We start from the raw sequence: 21450 nt of genomic DNA, 5'->3' as shown, positions 1-21450 counted from the left end.
TCTCGCGTTCCTCCACGTCGGGCGCTGGAGGCGGACCTAAGTAGACACCTTTCCGGAGTTAGGTGTTGAATGTTCTGCACGGAGCTGAGAAGGAGCGCGCACATGTCAACCGACCCCGGGGGCCCGCCGGCGCCCGCCCGCAGCAGGCTGATCCTCCTGGGCAGCGGCGGCGGCCCGACCATCCACAAGAACGAGAGCAGGCACGGCCCGGCCAACGCCGTGGTCGTCGACGGCGTGCCCTATCTCGTGGACTGCGGCGAGGGGGCGCCGCGCCAGTTCGTCCGGGCGGGACTGTCCCTCACCGAGGTGGACAACGTCTTCGTCACCCATCAGCACTTCGACCACAACAGCGAGCTCGGGAACTTCCTCGCCTACACGTGGTTCGCCGGCCGCCGCGCGCCCGTCGACGTCTGGGGGCCGCCCCGCCTGGAGGGCCTGCTGGCCGACTACGCGCGCCAGAACGGGTTCGACTTCCGGCTGCGGGAGCGGGAGACCGGCCGGCCCCCCTTCGACCCCATCCCCCGCGCGCACGAGCTCGAGATGAGCGGGCCCATCGAGCGGGAGCCCGTGGTGGTGATGACCGACGAGCGCGTCAGCGTCAGCGCCATCCGGGTCAACCACGGGCTCGTCCCGTCGGTGGCCTACCGCTTCCGCACGCCCGGCCGCGACATCGTGTTCAGCGGCGACCGCGGCGGACAGGACGACATCGCGGGCTTCGCCAGGGGCGCCGACGTCCTCGTCCACGAGGTCCTGCACTACGAGGCCATGCTGCAGACCTTCCCCGCCGCGCCCGAGGCCGTGCTGCGGCACTACCGCGAGGACCACACCTCTCCGGAGGACGTGGGTCGCATCGCGACCGAGGCGGGCGTGCGGACCGTCGTGCTCAACCACATCCTGCCCGACAACGACCTCGTCGGCGACGACGAGTGGGTGCGCCTCGTGGCGAAGACGTTCGACGGCGAGATCCTGCTCGGCACCGACCTTCTGGAGATCTGAAAGTGACCGCCACCACGCCGCTCGGCTCCCTGCTCGCCGCGCTCGCCGGCGGTGAGGTCGACCTGGTCGACCTCACCCAGCCGCTGTCGGAGCGCACGCCCGTGATGCGGGTGCCCGAGCCCTTCGTCAACACCCGCGGCCTGCGCATGCGGGAGATCTCCCACTACGACGAGCGCGGGCCGCGCTGGCGCTGGCACGACCTGGAGCTCGGCGAGCACGTGGGCACGCACCTGGACGCCCCGATCCACTGGGTCAGCGGACAGGGCGGCGAGGACGTCGCCGGCGTGCCGCTGCGGCGCCTGGTCGGCCCCGCCGTCGTCATCGACAGGTCCGCGGAGGCGGCGGCCGACCCCGACTACCTGCTCACCAAGGAGGAGCTGCAGGACTTCGCGCGCGAGCACGGGCCGATGCCCGACGGCGGCTGGCTGCTCTACCGGACCGGATGGGACGCCCGCGTCCACGACCCCGCGCTGTTCCTCAACAACGCCTCCGGACGTCCCCGCACCCCCGGCATCGCCCCCGAGTGCGCCCGCTGGATCGCCCAGGAGACCGGCCTGGTCGGCGTCGGCGTCGAGACGGTCGGCACCGACGCGGGCGCCGCGCCCACCTTCGACCCGCCGACCCCGGTGCACTACTACATGCTCGGGGCCGGCAAGTACGGCGTCACCTCGCTGACGAACCTCGACAGGCTCCCGCCGCGCGGCGCCGTGGTGATCGTGGCGCCGTTGCGCCTGGTCGGCGGCACGGGCAGCCCCGCCCGCGTGATGGCCCTGGTCCCCCGCACCAGCGGCGAGCCGCGCCGGGACTGACCGGCCGCGCCCACGACAGACGCCCCCGGAAGCCCTTGTGAGGCTTCCGGGGGCGTCGTCCCGTCGGGACGGGGTCATGGGGCGGGGGTGAAGACGGCTCCCTTCACGCTGTCCTTGCCGGCGCCGAACCGGTACTTGTCCAGCATGTCCGCGACCTTCTCCAGGACGCCGGCGTCGAGCTTGACGTTGTAGTCCGGCAGCCTGACCTTCTCGACCTGGGCCGCCGGGAGCCCGGTGTACTCGGTGAGCGCCTTGCGCACCGCCTCGGGGTGGTCCACCGAGTACCGGCCCGCCTTCTCCAGCGCCCGCGTGAAGGCGGCGACGACCGCGGGGTTCTGCTTGGCGTAGTTCTCGTTGGTGAACCAGTAGTTGTACGGCATCTGGTCGCCGAGGACCATCCCGTAGTACGAGCCGATGCTCACCGCGCCCTTGGACTCCAGCTCGGTCACGAACGGCTCCAGCTCGGTCACCGCGTCGACCCGGCCGCTGGTGAGCGCGTCCGGCATGTCGGCGAACGGCAGCTGCAGGAACCTGACCTTGCCGGAATCGCCGCCGTCCTCGTCGACGAGCCGCCGGATGAACAGCTCGAGCTGGTTCTTGACCGCGACGACGCCCACGGCCTTGCCGGTGAGGTCGCGGTACCGGGTGATCCCGCTCTTGGGCATCACGAGGGTCTGACTGTTGTTCAGCTTCGGATCCGCCGTGGTGCCCGCGGCCGCGGCCACCGCGACCAGCGGCAGGTTCTTGGCGCGGCCGAGCAGCACCACGGTGTCCGCGCCGTGGCCGAACTGCGAGCTGTTGCTGACGACCGACGCCACGTTCGCCGGGCCGTTGGCGGACAGCGACGGCTGGACCGTCAGGCCCTCGGCTTTGAAGAAGCCCTGGTCACGGGCCACGTAGAGCATCGCGGCCTCGGCCGAGGGCACGACCGACACCGTGAGGGTCTTGCCGTCCGCGCCGCCGGGCCCGCCGGAGTCCGACCCGCACGCGGTGACGCCGGCCAGCGCGATGACGGCGGCCGCCACGGCCGCCCCGCGCACGCGCCTCATGCGCCGTTCGCCGACCGTGGCGCGCGGGTGGGCACGGCCTTCTTCTCGCCGAACCTCGCGCCGGGGCCGAACTCGGCGTTGAGGTGCTCGTGGGCGGACCCGCTGAGGTCACGTCCGCGGAGCCCGGGGTGGTCCGGCGCGTACCGGTGCGCCCGGAAGATCGCGTTGCTCAGGCCGTAGGAGTCGTTGCGCCCGAAGAACGGGACGACGTACTCCCACGCCGGCTCGCCGTCGAGCGTCACCTCGAAGATGCGGCCGTGCGCCGCGTCGCAGACCAGGGTGTTGCCGTTGGGCAGGCGCTCGGCGCCGCCCATGTAGGTGTTGTGGAAGTCGACGGGGTTCTCGGTGCGGTACTCCCAGACCACCTTCTTGGTCTCCGGGTCGACCTCGATCACGCGGCTGGAGTCCGGCGGCATCCACCTGGTGCTGACGCGCTGGTTGTCGAGCAGCAGGATGTGGCCGTTGTCCAGCCACGTCGGGTTGTGCTGGAAGGCGATGTCGCCCTTGCCCCAGCGCCAGGTCACCTCGCCGCTCTCGCGGTTCACGATGACGACGGTGCTGGTGTTGTACGAGCTCATCATCAGGTCGCCGTTCGGCAGTTCCTCGATGGCGTTCCAGCCGGGCCAGATCGAGCGGGTGCCGGTGGGGTCGACGGCGTCGAGTTCGGGGTCCATGTGCTCGTAGGCGGTCCACTCCCAGACGACGTCGCCCTCGCGCGTGATCTCCTGGATCACGTAGGAGGTCATCTTCCCGTCGATCTCGGCGGCGAGGCCGCCGCTGCGCCCGCCCTGCACGCGGCGCGCGATCTCGTCGGGCACGTCGGTGTACTTGAGGACGATGAGGTTGCCGTTCTCGCGCAGCACCCAGTCGTGCAGGTCGAGGTCCTTGTCCTCGTAACTCCAGACCGTTTCGCCGTTCCAGTCGATTTCGGCGATCTCGCCGCCGGAGAACGGCAGGAACGGGTAATTCGATCTGTGGGCGAGGCCGGTGAGGATGTTGCCGTTGTCCAGCAGGTGCGACTGCAGGCGCACCTGGCCCGGCAGGTCCCAGCGGTGGATGATGCGTCCGTGCATGTCGACCAGCCAAGTGGTGCCGGGCGTCTCGGCGAGCGGCGTGAAGATCGTGTATCCGTCGAACGCCTTTTCCGGAATATAGGTGATCGTGGACAACAGCTTTTGCCGCTGGATTTTCATGGGTCCCGCCTCTCGGGGAAATGCGCTGATAACTATAGATTACACAGCAGAATTATGAGGTGTCTACTATTCCGGCCGACCGGCCGCGGCCCGCGCGTGCCGCTCCCACGGGTTGACCTTGCCCTCGGGGCTGAGCGCCGAGTAGCCGCCGTCGACGTGCAGGTCCTCGCCGGTGATGAACGACGCCGACGCCGAGCACAGGAAGCGGATCGCGTCGGCGACCTCGCGGGCGTCGGCCATCCGCGGGATCATGTGGAAGCCGGCCGCCACCTCGTCGGCCAGGGCGCGGTCGCCTCCCGAACGCCGTGCCATCGGGGCCGACCACACCCAGCTCGGCGACACGCCGTTCACCCGGATGCCCGACGGCGCCAGCGTGAGCGCGAGGTTGCGGGTGAGCTGGCCGAGCGCCGCCTTGCCCGCGGGGTAGAGCAGCTTGTTCGCCTGCGCGCGGTCCGCGCTGACGCTGGCGACGTTCACGACGGCGCCCCGGCCCGACGCGGCCAGGTGCGGCGCCGCCTCGCGGATCACCAGCGCGGGGCCGACGACGTTCACGCGCAGGCTCCGCACCCAGGCGTCCGCGTCGGCCGCCAGGCCGGGGTCGGCGTAGGAGGCGACCATGGTCACGACCACCTCCAGCCGCCCCCGCCGCGCGGCCTCGGCCACCACCGCGCGGACGGAGTCCTCGTCGGTGATGTCCATGGGCATGAACACGCAGGTCCCGCCGACGGCCCCGCGCAGCCGCTCGCCCGCCTCTGCGTCGATGTCCGCGACGACCACCGTGAAGCCGTCCTCGGCCAGCCCGCGCACCACGGCCTCGCCGAGCACGGTCGCGCCTCCGGCGACCAGGGCGACCCGGTCCCCGCCCGTCACAGTTCACCGCCCGACCGGCCGATGTAGGCGACGGTGAGGCTCTTGCACAGCTCGTACTGGTCGAGCAGCGCCGCGCGCACCAGCGCCGGGTCGCCGGCCAGGTAGCCGTCCACGATGCGGCGGCGGTTGGCCGCGATCCTGGGCGCGGTGGCGGGGCCGATCTGGTGCGGCAGGGAGATCAGCTCGGGGATCCGCAGGGTGCGGAAGGTCGCGACCAGGGTCGCGTTGCCGGTCAGCCCGATCATCGCCTCCTGGAACCTGAGCGCGCGCTCGCGGTAGGCGGCGACGTCCAGCACGCCGTGCTCGTCGTCGACCAGCTCGTTGGCCCGGTCGCAGAGCTCCTCCAGCCGGCGCAACCCCTCCCCGGGCACCGCGCCGACCGTCAGGTCCACCACGGCCATGTCCAGGATCCGCTTGACCTCGTAGCCCTCGATCGCCTGCTCGGCCTTGAACACGACCTGCAGGAACCCGCGCTCGGGGTCGCGGTGGACGAGCCCGTCGGCGGTGAGGCGGACCAGCGCGTGGAACGCGGCCGAGACGGGAATGCCGAGCCGCTCGGCGAGCGCCGCCGGCGCCAGCGGCTCGTGCAGCGGCAGCGCGCGTTCCACCACCATCCGGTAGAGGTCGCGGTACGCCTGCGCGTGCTGTTCCAGCTCGAAGCGCCCGAACCTCCCGCGGAAGTAGGTCAGCGGTTCCAGCTCGGCGGCGGCGGCGCGCAGCACCCGGCCGAGGAACACCCGGTGGGTGCCGCCCGCCACCTCCTCCTCGACCTCGCACTCCAGGTAGGCGAGGCAGTCCTCGAACAGCGGGTCCGCCTCCGGGGCGGCGCGGCGGACGCCGACCCCGGCGAACCGGTCGGGCAGCGGGGTGGCGAACCGGTGGGCCAGCCAGCCCTGGTCGGAGGACATCACGTTCACGGCGAAGGTGCCGCCGGCCGCGATGGCCACGCCGGTCGTCGCGTCGCGGTTCACGCAGACGACGACCATGGGCGGATCGAGCGACAGCGAGCACACCGCGCTCGCCGTCATCCCGTAGTCGATGCCGTCGTGGCGGGCCGTGATGATCGTGACCCCGGAGGCGAACCGCCCGATGACATCCCGGTACTCGGCGCCGGACGGTTCGCCCGCGGCCGTCATCGCGGGCCGCCCGTCACCGCGTGCCCGGCGGTGTCGCCCTCACGGCCGAGGAGCCGGGCGGCCTCGCGCGGGCTCTCCCACCAGGACAGGATCGAGGCCGGGTCCCCGAAGCCCTCCGCGAACGCCTGCGCGAGGTCGCCGCGGTCCCGGGCGCCCGCGAGCAGGTCGCGCACGTGCGGCGGCCACGGCCGCAGGACCTGGTTGGTCCAGCGCGTGGAGGCCGACACCAGGCGCTCGTAGCGCTCGAACGTGCGCGTCATCCACGCCTCGTCGAACGGCGCGTCGCCGCGCCCGGCGATCTCGTCCAGGTAGAGCTGCGCGCACCGGGCCGCGTTGTTCGCGCCCTGCCCGGTGACCGGGTCGTTGAGCACGAGCACGTCGCCGCCGCCGAGGATCGCCCGGCCGGAGGCGGTGTGCGCGACCGGCCGGCGCCGGGTGGGGGCGAAGCGCCCGGCCAGCGTGGCGCCCGCGTCGGTGACCACGGCGCCGGCGATCCGCCGCGCCAGCCACGGGAAGTGCGCCGCGGCGGCCTCCTTGATCTGGTCGAGCACCCGCTCGGGGGCGGTCCGCGGCGCGAACACGTCGAGCGGGCCGCCCGGCTCGGCCTCGACGGTGATGATGTGGCACGGTCCCGACACGGTGAGCGCGGGGAACATGAACATCTCCCCCACGCCGTCGGCCTTGCCGAAGTCGTTGCCCTCGAACACCTCGTGCGGGCGCACGCCGCGGACGTAGGCGAGCGCGAGGTGGCGCTGCGGCGTGTCGAACTCGGTCGCCTCGGTGTCCCGGGGGAACAGCCCGGAGATGTCGCCCTTCCCCGCAGCCACCACGACCAGGTCGTGCCCGTCGGCCAGGGCGCTCAGCCCGCCGGCGTCGACGTCCTCGATGGCCAGGTCGCCGCCGGCGGCGGTGAACCTGTCCATCCATTCGGGCATCTTCACCCGCTGGTCGACCGACAGCGCCGGGCGCGCCCGGGGGGCCGAGAAGCGGGTCACCTCCGCGCCGGACCGGTCCACCCAGGTGAGGTGGACGCCCTGGATGGGCGGGCAGGCGCCCTCCCACAGCTCCAGGCCCAGGCGCCGTTCGAGGTCCAGGCTCGGCGCCAGCATCGCCTGGCTGGACAGCACTCCGCCCTCGCGGATCTGCTCGCCGGTGCGATTGGTGATCAGCCGGACGCGGTGTCCTTGGCGCAGCAGGCCGATCCCCAGGTGGAGCCCGAGCTGCCCCGCTCCGACGATCGCGATGTCGCGTGCTCGACCGCTCACTGGTGTACCTCCGATATCCGGCGCCGCTTCCCGTCGCCTGGTCGTGACCGGCGCGCGTGCGCGCCGGAGATGGGGTGGCCGTCGTCGCGGGGGGCGGGCATCGCCGTCTCACCAGCGCTCGGCGACCATGTCGGCGGTCGCGCGGTCGACGGCCTTGCGGGCCTCCGCGTCGAGCTCCAGCGCGTCGCAGATGAAGGGCTGGAAGACCGTCCAGCCGAGCGCGAGCGCGAAGGCGACGGCGATGTCCTGCCTGATGTGCTCCCGCGCCGCGCCGGCGCCCTCGCCTTCCGCGGCCAGGCGGGCGGCGAGCCGGTTACGTAGCAGGGGGTAGTCCCAGTCGACGATGTCCAGGGAGTCGGGGTCCATCGCCAGGTTGGCCAGCACGAACCACACGTCGCTCAGCTCGGGCCCGGCGTTGGGCAGGATCCGCTCGTGGTCGGGCATGGTCTGGACGGCGTCGACGTACTGCCGGGCGAGCTCGCGGAACGCCTCGCGCAGCGCCTGGTTCTTGCCGCCGAAGTAGTGGTGGACGAGGCCGTAGTTGACCTGGGCCTCGGCCGCCAGCTCCCGGCCGGTGATCCGGCTCGGCGCCTTGACGCGCATCAGCCGGATCGCGGCCTCCTTGATGCGTTCGGGAGCCGGGACGTTCTCGGGGTCGGGCTTCATGGGTGGTCCCTTCTCGGGCAGGGCCTCATCCGGCCAGTGAGCGGGCATGGTCCTTGAGCGTGAAGCCGCCGGCCCGCGCGGCCGCGGGCGAGATCGACGCCTTGGCCGCGATCAGCCGGCGCAGCGCGAGGTGGTCGGCCGGCCTGTTGACCGACTCGCCCGCCACCAGGGCGCCGCGGCGCCAGCACAGCACCGTGAAGCGCCGCTCCTGGACGTCGCCGACGACGGCCCACTCGTCCGCGCCGGTGGCGATCCCGGCGATCTGCAGCTTGCATCCGTGCTGGTCGGTCCAGAACCACGGGACGTCCCGGTAGGGCCGGGCGTCGCCGGTGATCGCGGCGGCGACCGCGCGTCCCTGGTCGGCCGCGTTCTGGACCGACTCCAGGCGCACCATCGCCTCGCCGAGCGGGAAGCGGGCGCAGTCGCCGACGGCGAAGACCGCCGGGTCGGAGGTTCGCAGCGCCTCGTCGACCAGCACGCCGTCACCGGTCGCCAGCCCGGCCGCGCCGGCCAGGCCCGTCTCGGGCACGACACCGATGCCGGCCACCACCATGTCGGCGGGCACCGTGGCGCCGTCGGCGAGCCGCACCCCGGTCACGTGCCCGTCCTCGCCGGTCAGCGCGCCGACGGCCGCCTCGGTGCGGATCACGCAGCCCGCCTCCTCGTGCAGACGGTGGTAGAAGGCCGAGACCGGCTCGCTCACGACGCGCCGCATCAGCCGCGGCGCCGCCTCGACGACGGTCGTCGGGACCCCGCGCTTGCGCGCCGCGGCGGCGACCTCCAGCCCGATGAACCCGCCGCCGACGATGGCCAGGGCGCGTGCGCCGTCCAGGGCGGCGCGCAGCGCCAGGGCGTCGGCCAGGGTGTGCAGGCGGTGCACGCCGGCGAGGCCGGCGCCGGGGACCGGCAGCGCGCGGGGGCGGGCGCCGGTGGCCAGCACCAGGTGGTCGTAGGGCAGGCGCGCGCCGTCCGCGGTGACCACCTCGCGGGGCCCGCGGTCGATCGCGCTCACCCGCACGCCGGTGCGCAGCTCGATCCGCCGCCGCGCGTACACCTCGGGGCCGCGGAAGGCCAGCTCGCCGGTGGAGACGGCGCCGGCCAGCCACGCCTTCGACAGCGGCGGGCGCTCGTAGGGCTCGTGCCCGGCCTGGTCGAGCACGACGACCGGCCCGGCGAACCCGGCCTCGCGCAGTTCGAAAGCCGTGGAGATCCCGGCGTGGCCGGCCCCGACGATGACGACGCGCTCGCTCATCGCTGCGACTCGGGGAGCCGGACGACGACCGCGCCGCACCCGTCGGGGATGGTGAGGCGGCAGCTCAGGCGGCTGCTCGGCAGCCGGTCGCAGGCGGTGGCCTCCAGCATCTCGTCCTCGTCCTCGTTCACGGGCGGGAACAGCCCGGCGAACTCGGGGTCGACGTAGACGTGGCAGGTGGCGCACATGGTGTCGCCGCCGCATTCGGCGTAGATGCCGCGGACGCCGTTGGCGATGGCCGCGCGCATGACGCTGGTGCCGGGCGGCACCTCGAGCGTGGTGCGGGTGCCGGAGTGGCTGATGAGCGTCACCTCGGCCATGGTCACAGCACCTCGTCGTAGCGCAGGGCGCGCTTGGGGCACCGGCGGACGGCCATCTCCGCGCGCCTGACGAGCTCGGCCGTGTCCGGCTGCCTGACGACGGTGACCACCTCGACGTCGCCGGGGAGCACGAACAGGTCGGGCGCCATGCGCGCGCAGACCGCGTTGCCCTCGCACACGTCGGCCTCGACCGACAGCAGCCGGGTGGTCCGCACCGCGCCGGTCATCGCAGCACGACCTTCATCGACTTGATCCCGTTGACGTGGATCGAGCGCAGCTTGACCGGCTCCGCGACGACCTCGGACTCGGGGAAGCGGGCGAACAGCTCCTGGAAGAGCATCCAGATCTCGCGCCGTGCCAGGTTGGCCCCCATGCAGAAGTGCGGGCCGCCGGCGCCGAAGCTCTGGTGCGGGTTCGGGTCACGGCCGATGTCGAACCGGAAGGGGTTCTCGAAGACGGCGGGGTCGCGGTTGGAGGCGGCGTACCAGACGGCGGCCTTCTGCCACTTGCGCATCTGGAAGCCCTTGTACTCGTAGTCGTGTTCGAGCACCCGGCCCATGTGCCGCACGGGCGTGGCCCAGCGGACGATCTCCTCGGCGGCCGTGTGCTGCAGGCCGACCGGGTCGGCGAGGAAGCGGCGGCGCTCCTCGGGGAACAGCGTGAACGCGTGCATCCCGTGGGAGATCGCGGTGCGGGTCGTCTCGTTGCCCGCGGCGACGAGCAGGGCGAAGTAGCCGCCGATCATCTCCGGCGGGCAGAGCTCGCCGCCGACCTCGAACCGCGCGATCGAGGAGATCAGGTCCTCCTCGGGGTTGGCGCGCCGCTCGGCCGCGAGCGCCACGCCGTACTCGCGCAGGGCGCGCGTGGCGTGGGCCCCCTCGTCGGTGGAGACGCCGTACTCGGGGTCCTGGTCGCCGACGGTCTTGTTGGACAGCTCCAGCATGTACGGGCGGTCCGCGTCGGGGACGCCCATCAGGTCGCAGACGATCTGGATCGGCAGGTCGGCGGAGATCTCGGCCACGAAGTCGATCTCGTCGCCGGCGCTGTAGCGGGCGACGATCCTGCGGGCCTGGGCGCGGATGTACTCGTCCATCCGCCGGATCTGGCGCGGGGTGAACCCGACGCTCACGTTCTTCCTGTTGGCGGTGTGCTCCGGCGGGTCCATCTCGATGAAGACGCCGGTGCCGGGACGCAGCTGGCCGGTGCCCCAGTCGTGGTGCACCCGCATCCCGTACTTGCTCGAATAGTTCTTCCAGTCCTGGGTGACGGCGGCGATGTCGGCGTGGTCGAGGAACGCCCAGAAGCCTTTGCCGCTCTCGGGATGCTCGTGCCAGGAGATCGGCCGCTCGTCGCGCAGCACCGTCAGCGCGTCGTGGTAGTCGTCGCGCAGCCAGAAGTCGGGGTCTGCCAGGTTGATCTCGTCGATCGCGAGCCGGGCGGCTCGGTCGTCGCTGATGGTCATCTCAGCCTCGGAATCGGTAGCTTCCGCCGGGTTAGCCAGATGGCTAGTGTTAGCCATGTGGCTAGTTAAGCGCAATAGGTTTCACGCGTCAACGGTGAGGTGTTGAGTAATTCCCGTCCGGCGGCGCCGGGAACACGAAGGCCGGGCACGCGGATGTCGCCGCGTCCCGGCCGGGGTGAACTCCGCGCGAAAGGATCAGAAGGCCGCGCCGGGCGGAGGCGGCGCGGCCCGGAACGGCGCTACAGGCGGCAGGCGAAGATGGCGGTGGCGAGGACGGCCTTGGCGCCGATCTCCCCCAGCTGGTCCATCACCTGCTGGTGGCCCTTGCGGGGCACCATCGCGCGGACCGCGACCCAGCCCTCGCGGTGCAGCGGGGACACCGTCGGCCCCTCCATGCCGGGGGTGAGCGCGATGGCCTCGTCGATGCGCTCGGCCCGGATGTCGTAGTCGATCATCACGTAGTCGCGGGCGACGATGACGCCCTGCAGGCGGCGGACGAGCTGACGCAGGCCCGAGGTCTCCTCCGCGCCGGCCCGCTTGATCAGCACGGCCTGGGAGTGGGCGATGGGGTCGCCGAAGACGTCCAGGCCGACGTTGCGCAGGGTGGTGCCGGTCTCGACGACGTCGGCGACGGCGTCGGCCACCCCGAGACGGATCGCGGTCTCGACCGCGCCGTCCAGCTTGATCACCCGGGCCTCGACGCCGACCTCGGCGAGGTGCTTGCCGAGCAGGCCGGCGTAGGAGGTGGCCACGCGCATGCCGTCGAGGTCCCTGACCGAGGAGAACACCCCGGCCTTGGCGGCGAAGCGGAAGGTGGAGACGCCGAAGCCGAGCGGCATGACCTCCTCGGCCGGGGCGCCGGAGTCGAACAGCATGTCCAGGCCGGTGATGCCGGCGTCCAGGGTGCCCTCGCCGACGTAGACGGCGATGTCGCGGGGGCGCAGGAAGAACAGCTCGCAGGCGTTCTCGGGGTCGACGACGACGAGCTCTTTGGAGTCCTTGCGGGCGCGGTAGCCCGCCTCTTTCAGGATGGTCTGGGCGGCCTCGGTGAGAACGCCCTTGTTGGGCACGGCCAGGCGCAGCATGGTCACGGATGGTTCCTTCGGATCGGAGAGGACGAGGCCGGTCGGCGAAGGCCGGTCGGAGCCGGCCTAGAGATGCTTGTAGACCTCGTCGAGCCCGATGCCCCGGGCGATCATCAGGACCTGCACGTGATAGAGGAGCTGCGAGATCTCTTCCGCCGCGCGGTCGGCCGACTCGTGCTCGGCGGCCATCCAGCTCTCGGCCGCCTCCTCCACGACCTTCTTGCCGATGGCATGGACACCGGCGTCCAGGGCCGCGACGGTGCCCGACCCGGCGGGACGGGTGCGCGCCTTGTCCGACAGCTCGGCGAACAGCTCTTCGAAGGTCTTCATGTTCTCTCTCACGTGGGTGTGCCTGCCCGTCAAGAGTAGTCGGCCCGGAGCGTGCGACGCGGCAGGCGCCCATCTGGCGAGATCGCGTGCCGCGTCCCCGCGCGCTTGCTCCCCCGCCCGGGGCGCGCGCCGGCGGCACAGAAAACGCGCGCGAGGGCGGCGGCCGTCCGGGAGCCACGATCGCAAGCCGTTGGACCCCCGCCCGATCCGGAGTGTTCACATCGAGTTCAGTGCCTTTTGCGAGGGTTCCTGGTGGACCGGACCAAGATCGATCCGGTCCGCATCGGGAAAGGCAAGAAATTGGGCCACGGGCACGATCACCCTCACGATCACGCACACCCCCACGATCACGCACACCCTCACGCGCACGACGCCGAAGGGGCCGGCCTCGGCCCGGTCGCCGACCTGACCGTCCCGGACGCCGAGCTCTCCCCCTCCGAGCTGTCGCGGCGCCAGATGTTCCGGCGCGCGGGCCTGCTCGGCGCGGGCCTGACCGCCGCGGGCGTGCTCGGCGCGCAGGGCGAGGCCGCCGCCTCGGCGTCCTCCGCCGCCCGCGCCCGGCACGGCGACGAACCGCGCGACGGCTACCGGTGGCTGGCCGGGGACCACCACATCCACACCCAGCACAGCTCCGACGGCCAGTACCGCGTGATCGACCACGTCCGGCACGCCAACGCGTTCGGCCTGGACTGGATGGTCATCACCGACCACGGCGGCGCCACGCACGCCAAGATCGGCGTCGAGATCGTCAACCCCGACATCGTCGCCGCGCGCCGGCTCGTCAAGGACACCCTGGTCTTCCAGGGCCTGGAGTGGAACATCCCCGCCGCCGAGCACGGCACCGTCTTCGTCGCCCCGGGCCGCGAGGAGGTCGCCACGCTGAAGGAGTTCGAGAACTCCTTCGACGGCGCGGTCAAGGGCGCGACCGCCGGCACGCCGCAGAACGAGGCCCTGGCCATCGCGGGCCTGAACTTCCTCGCCCAGGCCGTCAAGCGGCGGCGCGTGGACGACGCGCTGTTCCTCGCCAACCACCCCTCGCGCAAGGGCATCGACTCCCCGCACGAGATCCGCGGCTGGCGCGACGCCGCGCCCGGCATCGCCGTCGGCATGGAGGGCGCCCCCGGGCACCAGGCGGCGGGCATCCCCAAGCCGGCCGGACCCGGCGGCGGGCGCGGGTACTACGACGGCGGCCCGAGCGCCGACTCCTTCCCCGGCTACCCGGCCGAGAGCTACAAGACCTTCGGCGGCTTCGATTGGATGACCGCGACGGTCGGCGGCCTGTGGGACAGCCTCCTCGCCGAGGGCAAGCCGTGGTGGATCACCGCCAACTCCGACTCCCACACCGTGTGGGGCGACACCAGCGTGCGCGGGCCCGGCGGCGGCTTCGACGCCAACGGCCGGTACAACGACCCGGTCCACGGCGGCACGCCCAACCTGAACAACGGCGACTTCTGGCCCGGCTACTACAGCCGCACCCACGTCGGCGCGAAGAGCTTCGCCTACGGCGCCGTCATGGACGCCCTGCGCGCCGGCCGCGTCTGGGTGGACCACGGCGGCCTGATCAGCGGCCTGGTCGTGCGGGTCCGCGAGGTCAAGGGCGGCGAGCGCGGCGTCACCCTCGGCGACACGCTGCAGGTGCGCAAGGGCGCCAAGGTCGAGGTCGCCATCGAGATCACCCTGGCCGACCGGCCCAACTGGGCGCAGTTCGTCCCCGCCCTCGCCCGCGTGGACGTCATCCAGGGCGACGTCACCGGCCCGGCCGCCGACAAGGACGTGTTCACGACCCCGGCCACCAAGGTCGTCAAGTCCTTCGAGGTGGGCAAGAACACCGGCACGGTGAGCTTCACCTACCAGCTCGGCGCGATCGCCCGCCCGGTGTACGTGCGCCTGCGCGGCACGGACGGCAACCGCGGCGCCCCGGGCCTGCTGGGCGCGGCCGTCGACCCGGCCGGCCCCGCGATCGACGTCTTCGGCGACGCCGACCCGTGGAAGGACCTGTGGTTCTACAGCAACCCGATCTGGATCGTGCCGCGCGGATGATCCTCGGCCTTGACGCGGGCTCGCGGACGGTCCCCGAGGCCGAGCACCTGCTCCGCCACGTCCTGGACTCCCTGGAGCTCACGGACGGGGCGGAGGCGCCCGGCGGACCGGCGGGGATCGTCGGCTGCACGCACTTCGTCCGCACGGCGACGGGCCTGCCGCACGTCGCCCTGTCCCTGGACCTCGGCGCGACCGCGCCCGGCGGGCCGCCTCGGCTTCCCGAGCCGCCGGACGGCCTCGGGGCCGCGCTCGGCGGGCGCCGCGCCGGGCCCGGGGCTCTGGCGGAGGGCGCCGCGCTGGCCGCGGCCGAGCACGCGGCGCGGTCCGGCGGGCGCCTGGTCGTCTACCCCGGGCACGAGGCGCTGACCGGGACGCTGACCGTCGCCGAGCTGCTGGACCGCTCGGCGATCGAGCGCGTCGCGGTGCTGGCCCACGCCGGCGACCCCGAGCCCGGCACACCGGTCGTGACGCAGGGCTTCGTGCGCCCGCAGTGGCGCGACGGCCGGATCGTGCTGCTGACCATGCCCGCGATCGGCGGCGCGCTCATGCCGGCCGAGGTGCCGGACCCGACGCCCTGCTGCGCCGACCACGCCTGACCGCGCCCGCCCGCCGGATCACGTCCGATCGGGTCCCGGCCCGGTCAGGCCACCGAGACCCACCGCGCCGGCTTCCCCGGCCCGGCGGGCCGCCCGGGTCACCCCTGGGCGGCTCGCCGCGTGCGCGGGCCCGCGCCGCGGGACCCGGACCGGCCCTCCGGGCGCCGCTCGCCGTCGAACCTGCGCTCACGGCGCTCGCCCGGCCGCTGGTCGCCGTCGCGGCGCTCGCCCTCCTCGCGGGAGCGGTCGTGGTAGCGGCGCGGACGGCGGTCGCCGCCCTGGCCTCCCTCACGGCGCGGGCGCCGCTCGGCGACCGGGGCCGGCGGCTCCCAGACCGGGACCGCGATCCCGCTCGGCGTCCGCGCGCCCGCCAGCTCGGCCAGCAGCGGGTCTCCCGGCACGGCCTTCAGGCGCTGCGGCCGCACCCCGGCGCGGCGGGTCATCGACTCCGCCGACCGGCGCTCGCCGGGCAGCACCAGGGTCATCACCGTGCCGCGCTCGCCGGCCCGCGCCGTGCGCCCGCCGCGGTGCAGGTAGCTCTTGTGGTCCATCGGCGGGTCCACGTGCAGGACGAGGCTGACGTCGTCGACGTGGATGCCGCGGGCGGCCACGTCGGTGCAGACCAGGACGCCGACCGCGCCGTCGCGGAACTCCGACAGGATGCGGGTGCGCTGGTTCTGGCGCTTGCCCCCGTGCAGGCCGCCCGCGCGGACGCCGACCCGGGCGAGCTGCTTCACCAGGCGGTCGACGCCGTGCTGGGTGCGCACGAACATGATCGTGCGGCCCTCACGGCCGGCGATCTCGGCGGTGACCGCGAACTTGTCGTCCCGGGTGACCTGGACCATGTGGTGCTCCATGGTGTCCACGGGCGAGGTGGCCGGGGCCAGGGAGTGCGTCACCGGGTCGTCCAGGAAGCGGCGGACGAGCTTGTCGACGTCGCCGTCCAGGGTGGCGGAGAACAGCAGGCGCTGGCAGTCGGCGGGGGTCCGGGCGAGCAGCGCGCTGACCACGGGGAAGAAGCCGAGGTCGCACATGTGGTCGGCCTCGTCGATCACGGTGACCTTGACGTCGGCCAGCGAGCACTCGCCCTGCTGGACCAGGTCGGTGAGCCGCCCGGGGGTGGCGACGACGATCTCGACGCCGCGCCGCAGCGCCTCGATCTGCCTGCCCATGGACATGCCGCCGACGACGGTCTTCATGCGCAGGGACAGGCCGCGGCCGAGCGGCTCCAGCGCGTCGGTGACCTGCATGGCGAGCTCGCGGGTCGGCACGAGGACGACGGCGAGGGGACGGCCCGCGGCGGCCCTGGTCCCGGCGACGCGCGTCATGGCGGGCAGGCCGAAGGCCAGGGTCTTGCCCGAGCCGGTCTGGCCCCGGCCGAGCACGTCGCGCCCGGCGAGGATGTCGGGGATGGTGGCCCGCTGGATGGGGAACGGGCTGGTGATGCCCTGGCGGGCGAGCGCGCTGATCAGGGGCTTCGGGAGGCCGAGGAGGGCGAACTCCGACGGGGCGGACTCCGACGCCGCCCGGCCCTGACGCGCCGGCGGCGCGTCCTGCGGCTCCGCCTGGGCGTGCGCGGGCATGGCGGCGTTGCTGGTTGTCACGAGTGACGTGCCTTTCGATCGACGAGAGATGGCACGTCACTTCTGCGAAAGGACGAGCCGGGACGTACGGCGTGCGCCGTAGTGAACATGAGGGCGCCCGGGGGACGCGGGAGTGCGCCTCGCAACGGACGCGAGCGCCGCTCATGAAGGGGTGTGTGTCCAGTCTACCCGACCCGGGCGGGGCCGCGATCAACGAGGGCGATCACGGGGACGGCGCGGGGCCGGGCGCCGGACGTGACGGCGCGGCCGGCGGGCGGAACGCGCTGCGCCGCCCGGATCGCGCGGCCGCGGTCCGAGGCGCGCGACGACGGCGTGCGTCACCGTCCCCGGGACGGCGTGGCCGTGGGCGCGCGTCGTGGCCCGGACGGTGGCTCCTGGCGCCGGCTGCGACGGTGACCCGGGCGGACGCCCGGGCCGGGACGCGGGCTCAGACGTTGAAGCCGAGCATGCGGAGCTGCTCGCGCCCGTCGTCGGTGATCTTGTCGGGACCCCACGGGGGAAGCCAGACCCAGTTGATCTTCACATCGGACACCATGCCGTCCAGGGCGGAGTGGGCCTGCTCCTCGATGACGTCGGTGAGCGGGCACGCGGCGCTGGTCAGCGTCATGTCCAGCGTCGCCACGGGCGCCCCGCCGGGCTGCCCCGGGTCGAGGTTGACGCCGTACACCAGGCCGAGGTCGACGACGTTGACGCCGAGCTCGGGGTCCACGACGTCCTTGAGCGCCTCGAAGACCTCTTCGAGCGTGGTCTCGCCGTCGTATCCGGCCTCGGCCCCGGTCGGGGTCTCCACGGGCTTGCTCACGCCGCCTCCTCGCCTCGCCGCGCCCACGCGCGGCGGTTGTCGTCCAGGGCTCGCACGCCGATCATGCCGAGCTCCTCACCAGGGCGTCCTTGTAGGCCATCCAGGCCAGCAGGGCGCACTTGACCCGCGCCGGGTACTTGGCCACCCCGGCGAACGCCACCGCGTCCCCGAGGACGTCCTCGTCCGGCTCGACCTGCCCCCGGCCCTGCATCAGCCGGGTGAACTCGTCCACGACCGCGAGGGTGCTCTCGACGGTCGAGCCGGTGGCCAGCTCGTGCAGCACCGACGCCGCGGCCTGGCTGATCGAGCAGCCCTGCCCGTCGTAGGAGACGTCCTCGACCTTGCCGCCGTCGCCGAGCTTCACCCGCATGGTGACCTCGTCGCCGCAGGTCGGGTTCACGTGGTGCACCTCGGCGTCGTACGGCTCGCGCAGGCCCCGGCCCTGCGGGTGCTTGTAATGCTCCAGGATCAGCTCCTGGTACAGCGACTCGGCGATCATGTCTTATCCGAACACCTTCTGGACGTGGCGGAGCCCCCGGACCAGCGCGTCGATCTCGTCCGTGGTGTTGTACAGGTAGAACGACGCCCGTGTGGTCGCCGGTATTCCGAAGCGCAGGTGCAGCGGCCGGGCGCAGTGGTGCCCGACGCGCACGGCTATGCCGAACCGGTCGTCGAGGATCTGCCCGACGTCGTGCGGGTGGATGCCGGGGATCGTGAACGACAGCGTGCCCCCGCGGTCCTCGGCCGTGGTGGGGCCGATCACCCGCAGTCCCGGGACCTCCGCGAGCGCGCCGAGCGCGTACTCGGTGAGCTCGTGCTCGTGCCGCCGGATCTCCTCCATGCCGATGCCGGTGAGGTACTCGACCGCGGCGCCGAGCCCGACCGCCTCGACGATCGGCGGGGTGCCGGCCTCGAACTTGTGCGGCACCGGCGCGAACGTGGAGTGGTCCATCCAGACGGCCTCGATCATCTCGCCGCCGCCGAGGAACGGAGGCATGGCCTCCAGCAGCTCGTTCTTCCCCCACAGCACGCCGATGCCGGAGGGGCCGACCATCTTGTGGCCGGTGAAGGCGACGAAGTCGACGCCGAGCGCGGCCACGTCCACCGGGCGGTGGGGCACCGACTGGGAGGCGTCGAGCATCATCAGCGCGCCGACCTGGCGGGCCCGCGCCAGGACCTGCGCGACCGGGTTGACCGTGCCGAGGACGTTGGACTGGTGGACGATCGACACGATCTTCGTGCGTTCCGTGACCAGCTCGTCCAGCCCGGACAGGTCCAGCCGGCCCTCGTCGGTCACGGGGAACCACCGCAGCGTGGCGCCCGTGCGCTGGACCAGGAGCTGCCAGGGCACGATGTTGGAGTGGTGCTCCATCTCGGAGATCACGATCTCGTCGCCCGGGCCGAGGCGGAAGCGCTCGTCCTCGCCCACGGGGTTGCCGAAGGCGTACGCCACGAGGTTCAGCGCCTCGGAGGCGTTCTTGGTGAAGATGATCTCGTCACGGCTCGGCGCGCCGACGAAGGCGGCCACCGCGTCGCGGGCGCCCTCGTAGGCCTCGGTCGACTCGCTGCCCAGCACGTGCAGCGCCCGGCCGACGTTGCTGTAGTGCTGCTCCAGATGGTCGCGCATGGTGGTGATGACGTGCGCGGGCTTCTGCGAGGAGTTGCCGGAATCCAGGTAGATCAGGGGCCGGCCCCCGGGCAGCTCGCGGGAGAGGATCGGGAAGTCCTTCCGGATCCTCTCCACCTCGAACGTGCTGTCGGTCATGCAGTCGCCTTGGTGTAGCGCTCGTAGCCCTCGGACTCGAGCTTGTCGGCCAGCTCGGGGCCGCCCTCCTCGACGATCCTGCCGCCCGCGAAGACGTGGACGAAGTCGGGCTTCACGTAGCGCAGGATGCGGGTGTAGTGCGTGATCAGCAGCACGCCGGTCTCGCCCGAGGAGCGGAACCGGTTGACGCCCTCGGAGACGACGCGCAGCGCGTCGACGTCCAGGCCGGAGTCGGTCTCGTCCAGGATGGCGATCTTCGGCTTGAGCAGTTCGAGCTGGAGGATCTCGTGGCGCTTCTTCTCACCGCCGGAGAAGCCCTCGTTGAGGTTGCGCTGGGCGAAGGAGGAGTCGATGGACAGGGCGTCCATGCCCTCCTTGAGCTCCTTGGTGAACAGGCGCAGCTTCGGCGCCTCGCCGCGCACGGCCGTGACGGCGCTGCGCAGGAAGTTGGACACCGAGACGCCCGGGACCTCGACCGGGTACTGCATGGCCAGGAACAGGCCGGCGCGGGCGCGCTCGTCGACGCCGAGCGACAGGACGTCCTCGCCGTCGAGGGTGACGGTGCCGGAGGTGACGGTGTACTTCGGGTGACCGGCGATCGCGTAGGCGAGCGTCGACTTGCCCGAGCCGTTCGGCCCCATCAGGGCGTGGGTCTCGCCGGAGCGGACGGTCAGGTCGACGCCGCGCAGGATCTCCTTGTCCTCCACGGCGACATGCAGGTCACGAATTTCCAGGGTGGACAACTTACGACTCCTGATCTTGGGCGGTGTCAGCGTCCGCGGCGTCGAGCGCGACGAGGACGTCGTCGCCCTCGACCTTCACGCGGTACACGGGAACGGGTCGGGTGGCGGGCGGGCCGGTGGGCTTGCCGGAGCGGATGTCGAAGCACGAGCCGTGCAGCCAGCACTCCAGCGTGCCGTCGTACACCTCGCCCTCGCTCAGCCGGACCTCGGCGTGCGAGCAGACGTCGTGCAGGGCGAACACCTCGCCGTCCTTGCGGACCAGCGCCACGGGCGTGCCGTCCACCTCGACCCCGGCGACGCCGCCGTCAGGGATGTCGGACAGCACGCAGACCTTTTCGAACGTCATCGCGCGAGCTCCGCCTCCACCGCGGCGAGCACCCGGGCGCGGATCTCCTCGACCTCGATCTTCTCGATGAGCTGGGCGAAGTAGCCGCGCACGACCAGGCGGCGCGCCTCGTCGTGCGGGATGCCGCGGGCCTGAAGGTAGAAGATGTGCTCGTCGTCGAGCCTGCCGGAGGCCGAGGCGTGCCCGGCTCCCGCGACCTCGCCGGTGAGGATCTCCAGGTTCGGCACCGAGTCGGCGCGGGCGCCGTCGGTGAGGATGAGGTTGCGGTTCAGCTCGTAGGTGTCGGTGCCGGTCGCCTCGACGCGGATGATCACGTCGCCGATCCAGACCGCGTGGGCGTCCTCGCCCTGCAGCGCGCCGCGGTAGTCGACGTGGCTGCGGCAGTCCGGCACGGTGTGGTCGACCAGCAGGCGGTGCTCCAGGTGCTGACCGGCGTCGGCGAAGTACAGGCCGCTCAGGTCGGCGTCGCCGCCGCGGCCGGTGTAGGACACCGACGGGGCCAGGCGCACCAGGTCGCCGCCCAGGGTGACCACGAAGCTCTTGAAGGTGGCGTCCTTGCCGAGCTGGGCGTGGTGGTGGGAGACGTGCACGGCGTCGTCGTCCCAGTCCTGGAGGCTGACCACCTTGAGCGAGGCGCCCTCGCCGACGACGAACTCGACGTTGTCGGCGTACACGGCGCTGCCCCGGTGGTCCAGGACCAGCACGGCCTGCGCCAGCGGCTCGACCCGGATCACCAGGTGGCCGTAGGTCGCGCCGCCCGCGCCGTGGCCGCGCACGTCGACCACGATCGGCTCGGAGGTCACGGTCTCCTTGGGCACCGTGATGACGGTGGCCTTCTCGAAGGAGGTGTACGCCTGGACGCTCACCCGGTCGGCGGGCACGTACGCCTTGCCGACGCGGGGATCGTCGCGGCCGACGGTCTCGACGGAGACCTCCGGCCCGGGGTGGACCTCCAGCACGACGGTGCCCGCCACCGGGGCGGTGCCGTCGTGCAGGCCGCGCAGGCGCGAGAGCGGGGTGAACCTCCAGGACTCCTCGCGCCCGGTCGGCACGGGGAAGTCCGCCAGGTCGTAGGAGGACTTCCCGTGCAGGCTGGAGACGGGTTTGGTGTCCAGGCCCAT

The 21450-nt window shown here is 72.6% G+C and carries 23 protein-coding genes; 4 read left to right on the top strand and 19 right to left on the bottom strand.

Features of this window, described 5'->3' with window-relative positions:
- Window positions 1-102 precede the first annotated feature (102 nt).
- Window positions 103-996, top strand: coding sequence for an MBL fold metallo-hydrolase (locus tag BJ981_RS33745; protein ID WP_184617399.1), 894 nt, complete (start codon window positions 103-105; stop codon window positions 994-996).
- A gap of 2 nt (window positions 997-998) precedes the next feature.
- Window positions 999-1805, top strand: coding sequence for a cyclase family protein (locus tag BJ981_RS33740; protein ID WP_184617398.1), 807 nt, complete (start codon window positions 999-1001; stop codon window positions 1803-1805).
- Between the two features lie 74 nt (window positions 1806-1879).
- Here the strand turns inward: BJ981_RS33740 and BJ981_RS33735 are convergent, their stop codons facing one another.
- The 12 genes from BJ981_RS33735 to BJ981_RS33680 all read right to left on the bottom strand — a co-directional run bounded on the left by BJ981_RS33735 (window position 1880) and on the right by BJ981_RS33680 (window position 12433).
- On the bottom strand, window positions 1880-2854 hold the full coding sequence (locus tag BJ981_RS33735; RefSeq protein WP_184617397.1) for an ABC transporter substrate-binding protein: 975 nt from the start codon (window positions 2852-2854) through the stop codon (window positions 1880-1882).
- On the bottom strand, window positions 2851-4047 hold the full coding sequence (locus tag BJ981_RS33730; RefSeq protein ID WP_184617396.1) for an arylsulfotransferase family protein: 1197 nt from the start codon (window positions 4045-4047) through the stop codon (window positions 2851-2853). The genes BJ981_RS33735 and BJ981_RS33730 overlap by 4 nt, the downstream gene beginning before the upstream one ends.
- A gap of 66 nt (window positions 4048-4113) precedes the next feature.
- Window positions 4114-4917, bottom strand: coding sequence for an SDR family oxidoreductase (locus tag BJ981_RS33725; protein WP_184617395.1), 804 nt, complete (start codon window positions 4915-4917; stop codon window positions 4114-4116).
- Window positions 4914-6053, bottom strand: coding sequence for a flavin reductase (locus BJ981_RS33720; protein WP_184617394.1), 1140 nt, complete (start codon window positions 6051-6053; stop codon window positions 4914-4916). Before BJ981_RS33720 ends, BJ981_RS33725 begins: the two co-directional genes overlap by 4 nt.
- Window positions 6050-7318 carry a styrene monooxygenase/indole monooxygenase family protein gene (locus BJ981_RS33715; RefSeq protein WP_184617393.1) on the bottom strand — a complete coding sequence of 423 codons (1269 nt, stop codon included), beginning with the start codon at window positions 7316-7318 and terminating at the stop codon, window positions 6050-6052. Before BJ981_RS33715 ends, BJ981_RS33720 begins: the two co-directional genes overlap by 4 nt.
- A gap of 108 nt (window positions 7319-7426) precedes the next feature.
- Complete coding sequence (locus tag BJ981_RS33710) at window positions 7427-7984, bottom strand: TetR/AcrR family transcriptional regulator (protein ID WP_184617392.1); 558 nt, start codon at window positions 7982-7984, stop codon at window positions 7427-7429.
- Window positions 7985-8009: 25 nt separating this feature from the next.
- Window positions 8010-9236 carry an NAD(P)/FAD-dependent oxidoreductase gene (locus BJ981_RS33705; protein WP_184617391.1) on the bottom strand — a complete coding sequence of 409 codons (1227 nt, stop codon included), beginning with the start codon at window positions 9234-9236 and terminating at the stop codon, window positions 8010-8012.
- The gene (locus BJ981_RS33700) at window positions 9233-9556 is read right to left on the bottom strand and encodes a 2Fe-2S iron-sulfur cluster-binding protein (RefSeq protein WP_184617390.1); all 324 of its coding nucleotides are present in this window, start codon (window positions 9554-9556) and stop codon (window positions 9233-9235) included. Before BJ981_RS33700 ends, BJ981_RS33705 begins: the two co-directional genes overlap by 4 nt.
- A 2-nt stretch (window positions 9557-9558) precedes the next feature.
- The gene (locus BJ981_RS33695) at window positions 9559-9783 is read right to left on the bottom strand and encodes a ferredoxin (protein WP_184617389.1); all 225 of its coding nucleotides are present in this window, start codon (window positions 9781-9783) and stop codon (window positions 9559-9561) included.
- The gene (locus BJ981_RS33690; RefSeq protein WP_184617388.1) at window positions 9780-11018 is read right to left on the bottom strand and encodes a cytochrome P450; all 1239 of its coding nucleotides are present in this window, start codon (window positions 11016-11018) and stop codon (window positions 9780-9782) included. Before BJ981_RS33690 ends, BJ981_RS33695 begins: the two co-directional genes overlap by 4 nt.
- Window positions 11019-11257: 239 nt before the next feature.
- On the bottom strand, window positions 11258-12103 hold the full coding sequence (gene hisG / locus BJ981_RS33685; protein WP_184617755.1) for an ATP phosphoribosyltransferase: 846 nt from the start codon (window positions 12101-12103) through the stop codon (window positions 11258-11260).
- Window positions 12104-12169: 66 nt separating this feature from the next.
- Window positions 12170-12433, bottom strand: coding sequence for a phosphoribosyl-ATP diphosphatase (locus tag BJ981_RS33680; RefSeq protein ID WP_114030187.1), 264 nt, complete (start codon window positions 12431-12433; stop codon window positions 12170-12172).
- Between the two features lie 252 nt (window positions 12434-12685).
- On the opposite strand from BJ981_RS33680, the gene BJ981_RS33675 reads away from it, so the two are divergent.
- Window positions 12686-14473, top strand: coding sequence for a PHP domain-containing protein (locus BJ981_RS33675; protein ID WP_204070634.1), 1788 nt, complete (start codon window positions 12686-12688; stop codon window positions 14471-14473).
- Window positions 14470-15069, top strand: a complete 600-nt coding sequence (locus tag BJ981_RS33670; protein WP_184617387.1) for a hypothetical protein — start codon at window positions 14470-14472, stop codon at window positions 15067-15069. Before BJ981_RS33675 ends, BJ981_RS33670 begins: the two co-directional genes overlap by 4 nt.
- Window positions 15070-15167: 98 nt before the next feature.
- On the opposite strand, the gene BJ981_RS33665 is transcribed toward BJ981_RS33670, so the two are convergent.
- From BJ981_RS33665 to sufD, 7 genes are all read right to left on the bottom strand, one after another.
- Window positions 15168-16673, bottom strand: coding sequence for a DEAD/DEAH box helicase (locus BJ981_RS33665; RefSeq protein WP_239139649.1), 1506 nt, complete (start codon window positions 16671-16673; stop codon window positions 15168-15170).
- Window positions 16674-17100: 427 nt separating this feature from the next.
- On the bottom strand, window positions 17101-17475 hold the full coding sequence (locus tag BJ981_RS33660; RefSeq protein WP_184617386.1) for a metal-sulfur cluster assembly factor: 375 nt from the start codon (window positions 17473-17475) through the stop codon (window positions 17101-17103).
- A 61-nt stretch (window positions 17476-17536) separates the two neighbouring features.
- Window positions 17537-17974, bottom strand: coding sequence for a Fe-S cluster assembly sulfur transfer protein SufU (gene sufU / locus BJ981_RS33655; RefSeq protein ID WP_184617385.1), 438 nt, complete (start codon window positions 17972-17974; stop codon window positions 17537-17539).
- Between the two features lie 3 nt (window positions 17975-17977).
- Window positions 17978-19240: a cysteine desulfurase gene (locus BJ981_RS33650; protein WP_184617384.1), complete on the bottom strand. Its 1263-nt coding sequence runs from the start codon at window positions 19238-19240 to the stop codon at window positions 17978-17980.
- Entirely contained in the window at window positions 19237-19983 is a 747-nt protein-coding gene (gene sufC / locus BJ981_RS33645) for a Fe-S cluster assembly ATPase SufC (RefSeq protein ID WP_184617383.1), read from the bottom strand. Before sufC ends, BJ981_RS33650 begins: the two co-directional genes overlap by 4 nt.
- 1 nt (window position 19984) lies before the next feature.
- Window positions 19985-20329, bottom strand: coding sequence for a non-heme iron oxygenase ferredoxin subunit (locus tag BJ981_RS33640; RefSeq protein WP_184617382.1), 345 nt, complete (start codon window positions 20327-20329; stop codon window positions 19985-19987).
- Complete coding sequence (gene sufD, locus BJ981_RS33635; RefSeq protein WP_184617381.1) at window positions 20326-21450, bottom strand: Fe-S cluster assembly protein SufD; 1125 nt, start codon at window positions 21448-21450, stop codon at window positions 20326-20328. Before sufD ends, BJ981_RS33640 begins: the two co-directional genes overlap by 4 nt.

Origin of the sequence: Sphaerisporangium krabiense (assembly GCF_014200435.1) — a bacterium.
In the GTDB taxonomy this organism is placed as follows: Bacteria; Actinomycetota; Actinomycetes; order Streptosporangiales; family Streptosporangiaceae; genus Sphaerisporangium; species Sphaerisporangium krabiense.
Note: the sequence above shows the minus strand (reverse complement) of the source record. Positions and strands in the feature narration are given on the sequence as shown.

What these genes read in the sequence shown, in the direction of transcription:
- BJ981_RS33640 (WP_184617382.1), bottom strand. Translation starts at nt 20,329, where the DNA reads ATGACGTTCGAAAAGGTCTGCGTGCTGTCCGACATCCCTGACGGCGGC.
- BJ981_RS33695 (WP_184617389.1), bottom strand. Translation starts at nt 9,783, where the DNA reads ATGACCGGCGCGGTGCGGACCACCCGGCTGCTGTCGGTCGAGGCCGAC.
- BJ981_RS33720 (WP_184617394.1), bottom strand. Translation starts at nt 6,053, where the DNA reads ATGACGGCCGCGGGCGAACCGTCCGGCGCCGAGTACCGGGATGTCATC.
- BJ981_RS33680 (WP_114030187.1), bottom strand. Translation starts at nt 12,433, where the DNA reads ATGAAGACCTTCGAAGAGCTGTTCGCCGAGCTGTCGGACAAGGCGCGC.
- BJ981_RS33670 (WP_184617387.1), top strand. Translation starts at nt 14,470, where the DNA reads ATGATCCTCGGCCTTGACGCGGGCTCGCGGACGGTCCCCGAGGCCGAG.
- BJ981_RS33700 (WP_184617390.1), bottom strand. Translation starts at nt 9,556, where the DNA reads ATGGCCGAGGTGACGCTCATCAGCCACTCCGGCACCCGCACCACGCTC.
- BJ981_RS33705 (WP_184617391.1), bottom strand. Translation starts at nt 9,236, where the DNA reads ATGAGCGAGCGCGTCGTCATCGTCGGGGCCGGCCACGCCGGGATCTCC.
- BJ981_RS33650 (WP_184617384.1), bottom strand. Translation starts at nt 19,240, where the DNA reads ATGACCGACAGCACGTTCGAGGTGGAGAGGATCCGGAAGGACTTCCCG.
- BJ981_RS33730 (WP_184617396.1), bottom strand. Translation starts at nt 4,047, where the DNA reads ATGAAAATCCAGCGGCAAAAGCTGTTGTCCACGATCACCTATATTCCG.
- BJ981_RS33710 (WP_184617392.1), bottom strand. Translation starts at nt 7,984, where the DNA reads ATGAAGCCCGACCCCGAGAACGTCCCGGCTCCCGAACGCATCAAGGAG.
- BJ981_RS33735 (WP_184617397.1), bottom strand. Translation starts at nt 2,854, where the DNA reads ATGAGGCGCGTGCGCGGGGCGGCCGTGGCGGCCGCCGTCATCGCGCTG.
- BJ981_RS33690 (WP_184617388.1), bottom strand. Translation starts at nt 11,018, where the DNA reads ATGACCATCAGCGACGACCGAGCCGCCCGGCTCGCGATCGACGAGATC.
- hisG (WP_184617755.1), bottom strand. Translation starts at nt 12,103, where the DNA reads ATGCTGCGCCTGGCCGTGCCCAACAAGGGCGTTCTCACCGAGGCCGCC.
- sufU (WP_184617385.1), bottom strand. Translation starts at nt 17,974, where the DNA reads ATGATCGCCGAGTCGCTGTACCAGGAGCTGATCCTGGAGCATTACAAG.
- BJ981_RS33745 (WP_184617399.1), top strand. Translation starts at nt 103, where the DNA reads ATGTCAACCGACCCCGGGGGCCCGCCGGCGCCCGCCCGCAGCAGGCTG.
- sufD (WP_184617381.1), bottom strand. Translation starts at nt 21,450, where the DNA reads ATGGGCCTGGACACCAAACCCGTCTCCAGCCTGCACGGGAAGTCCTCC.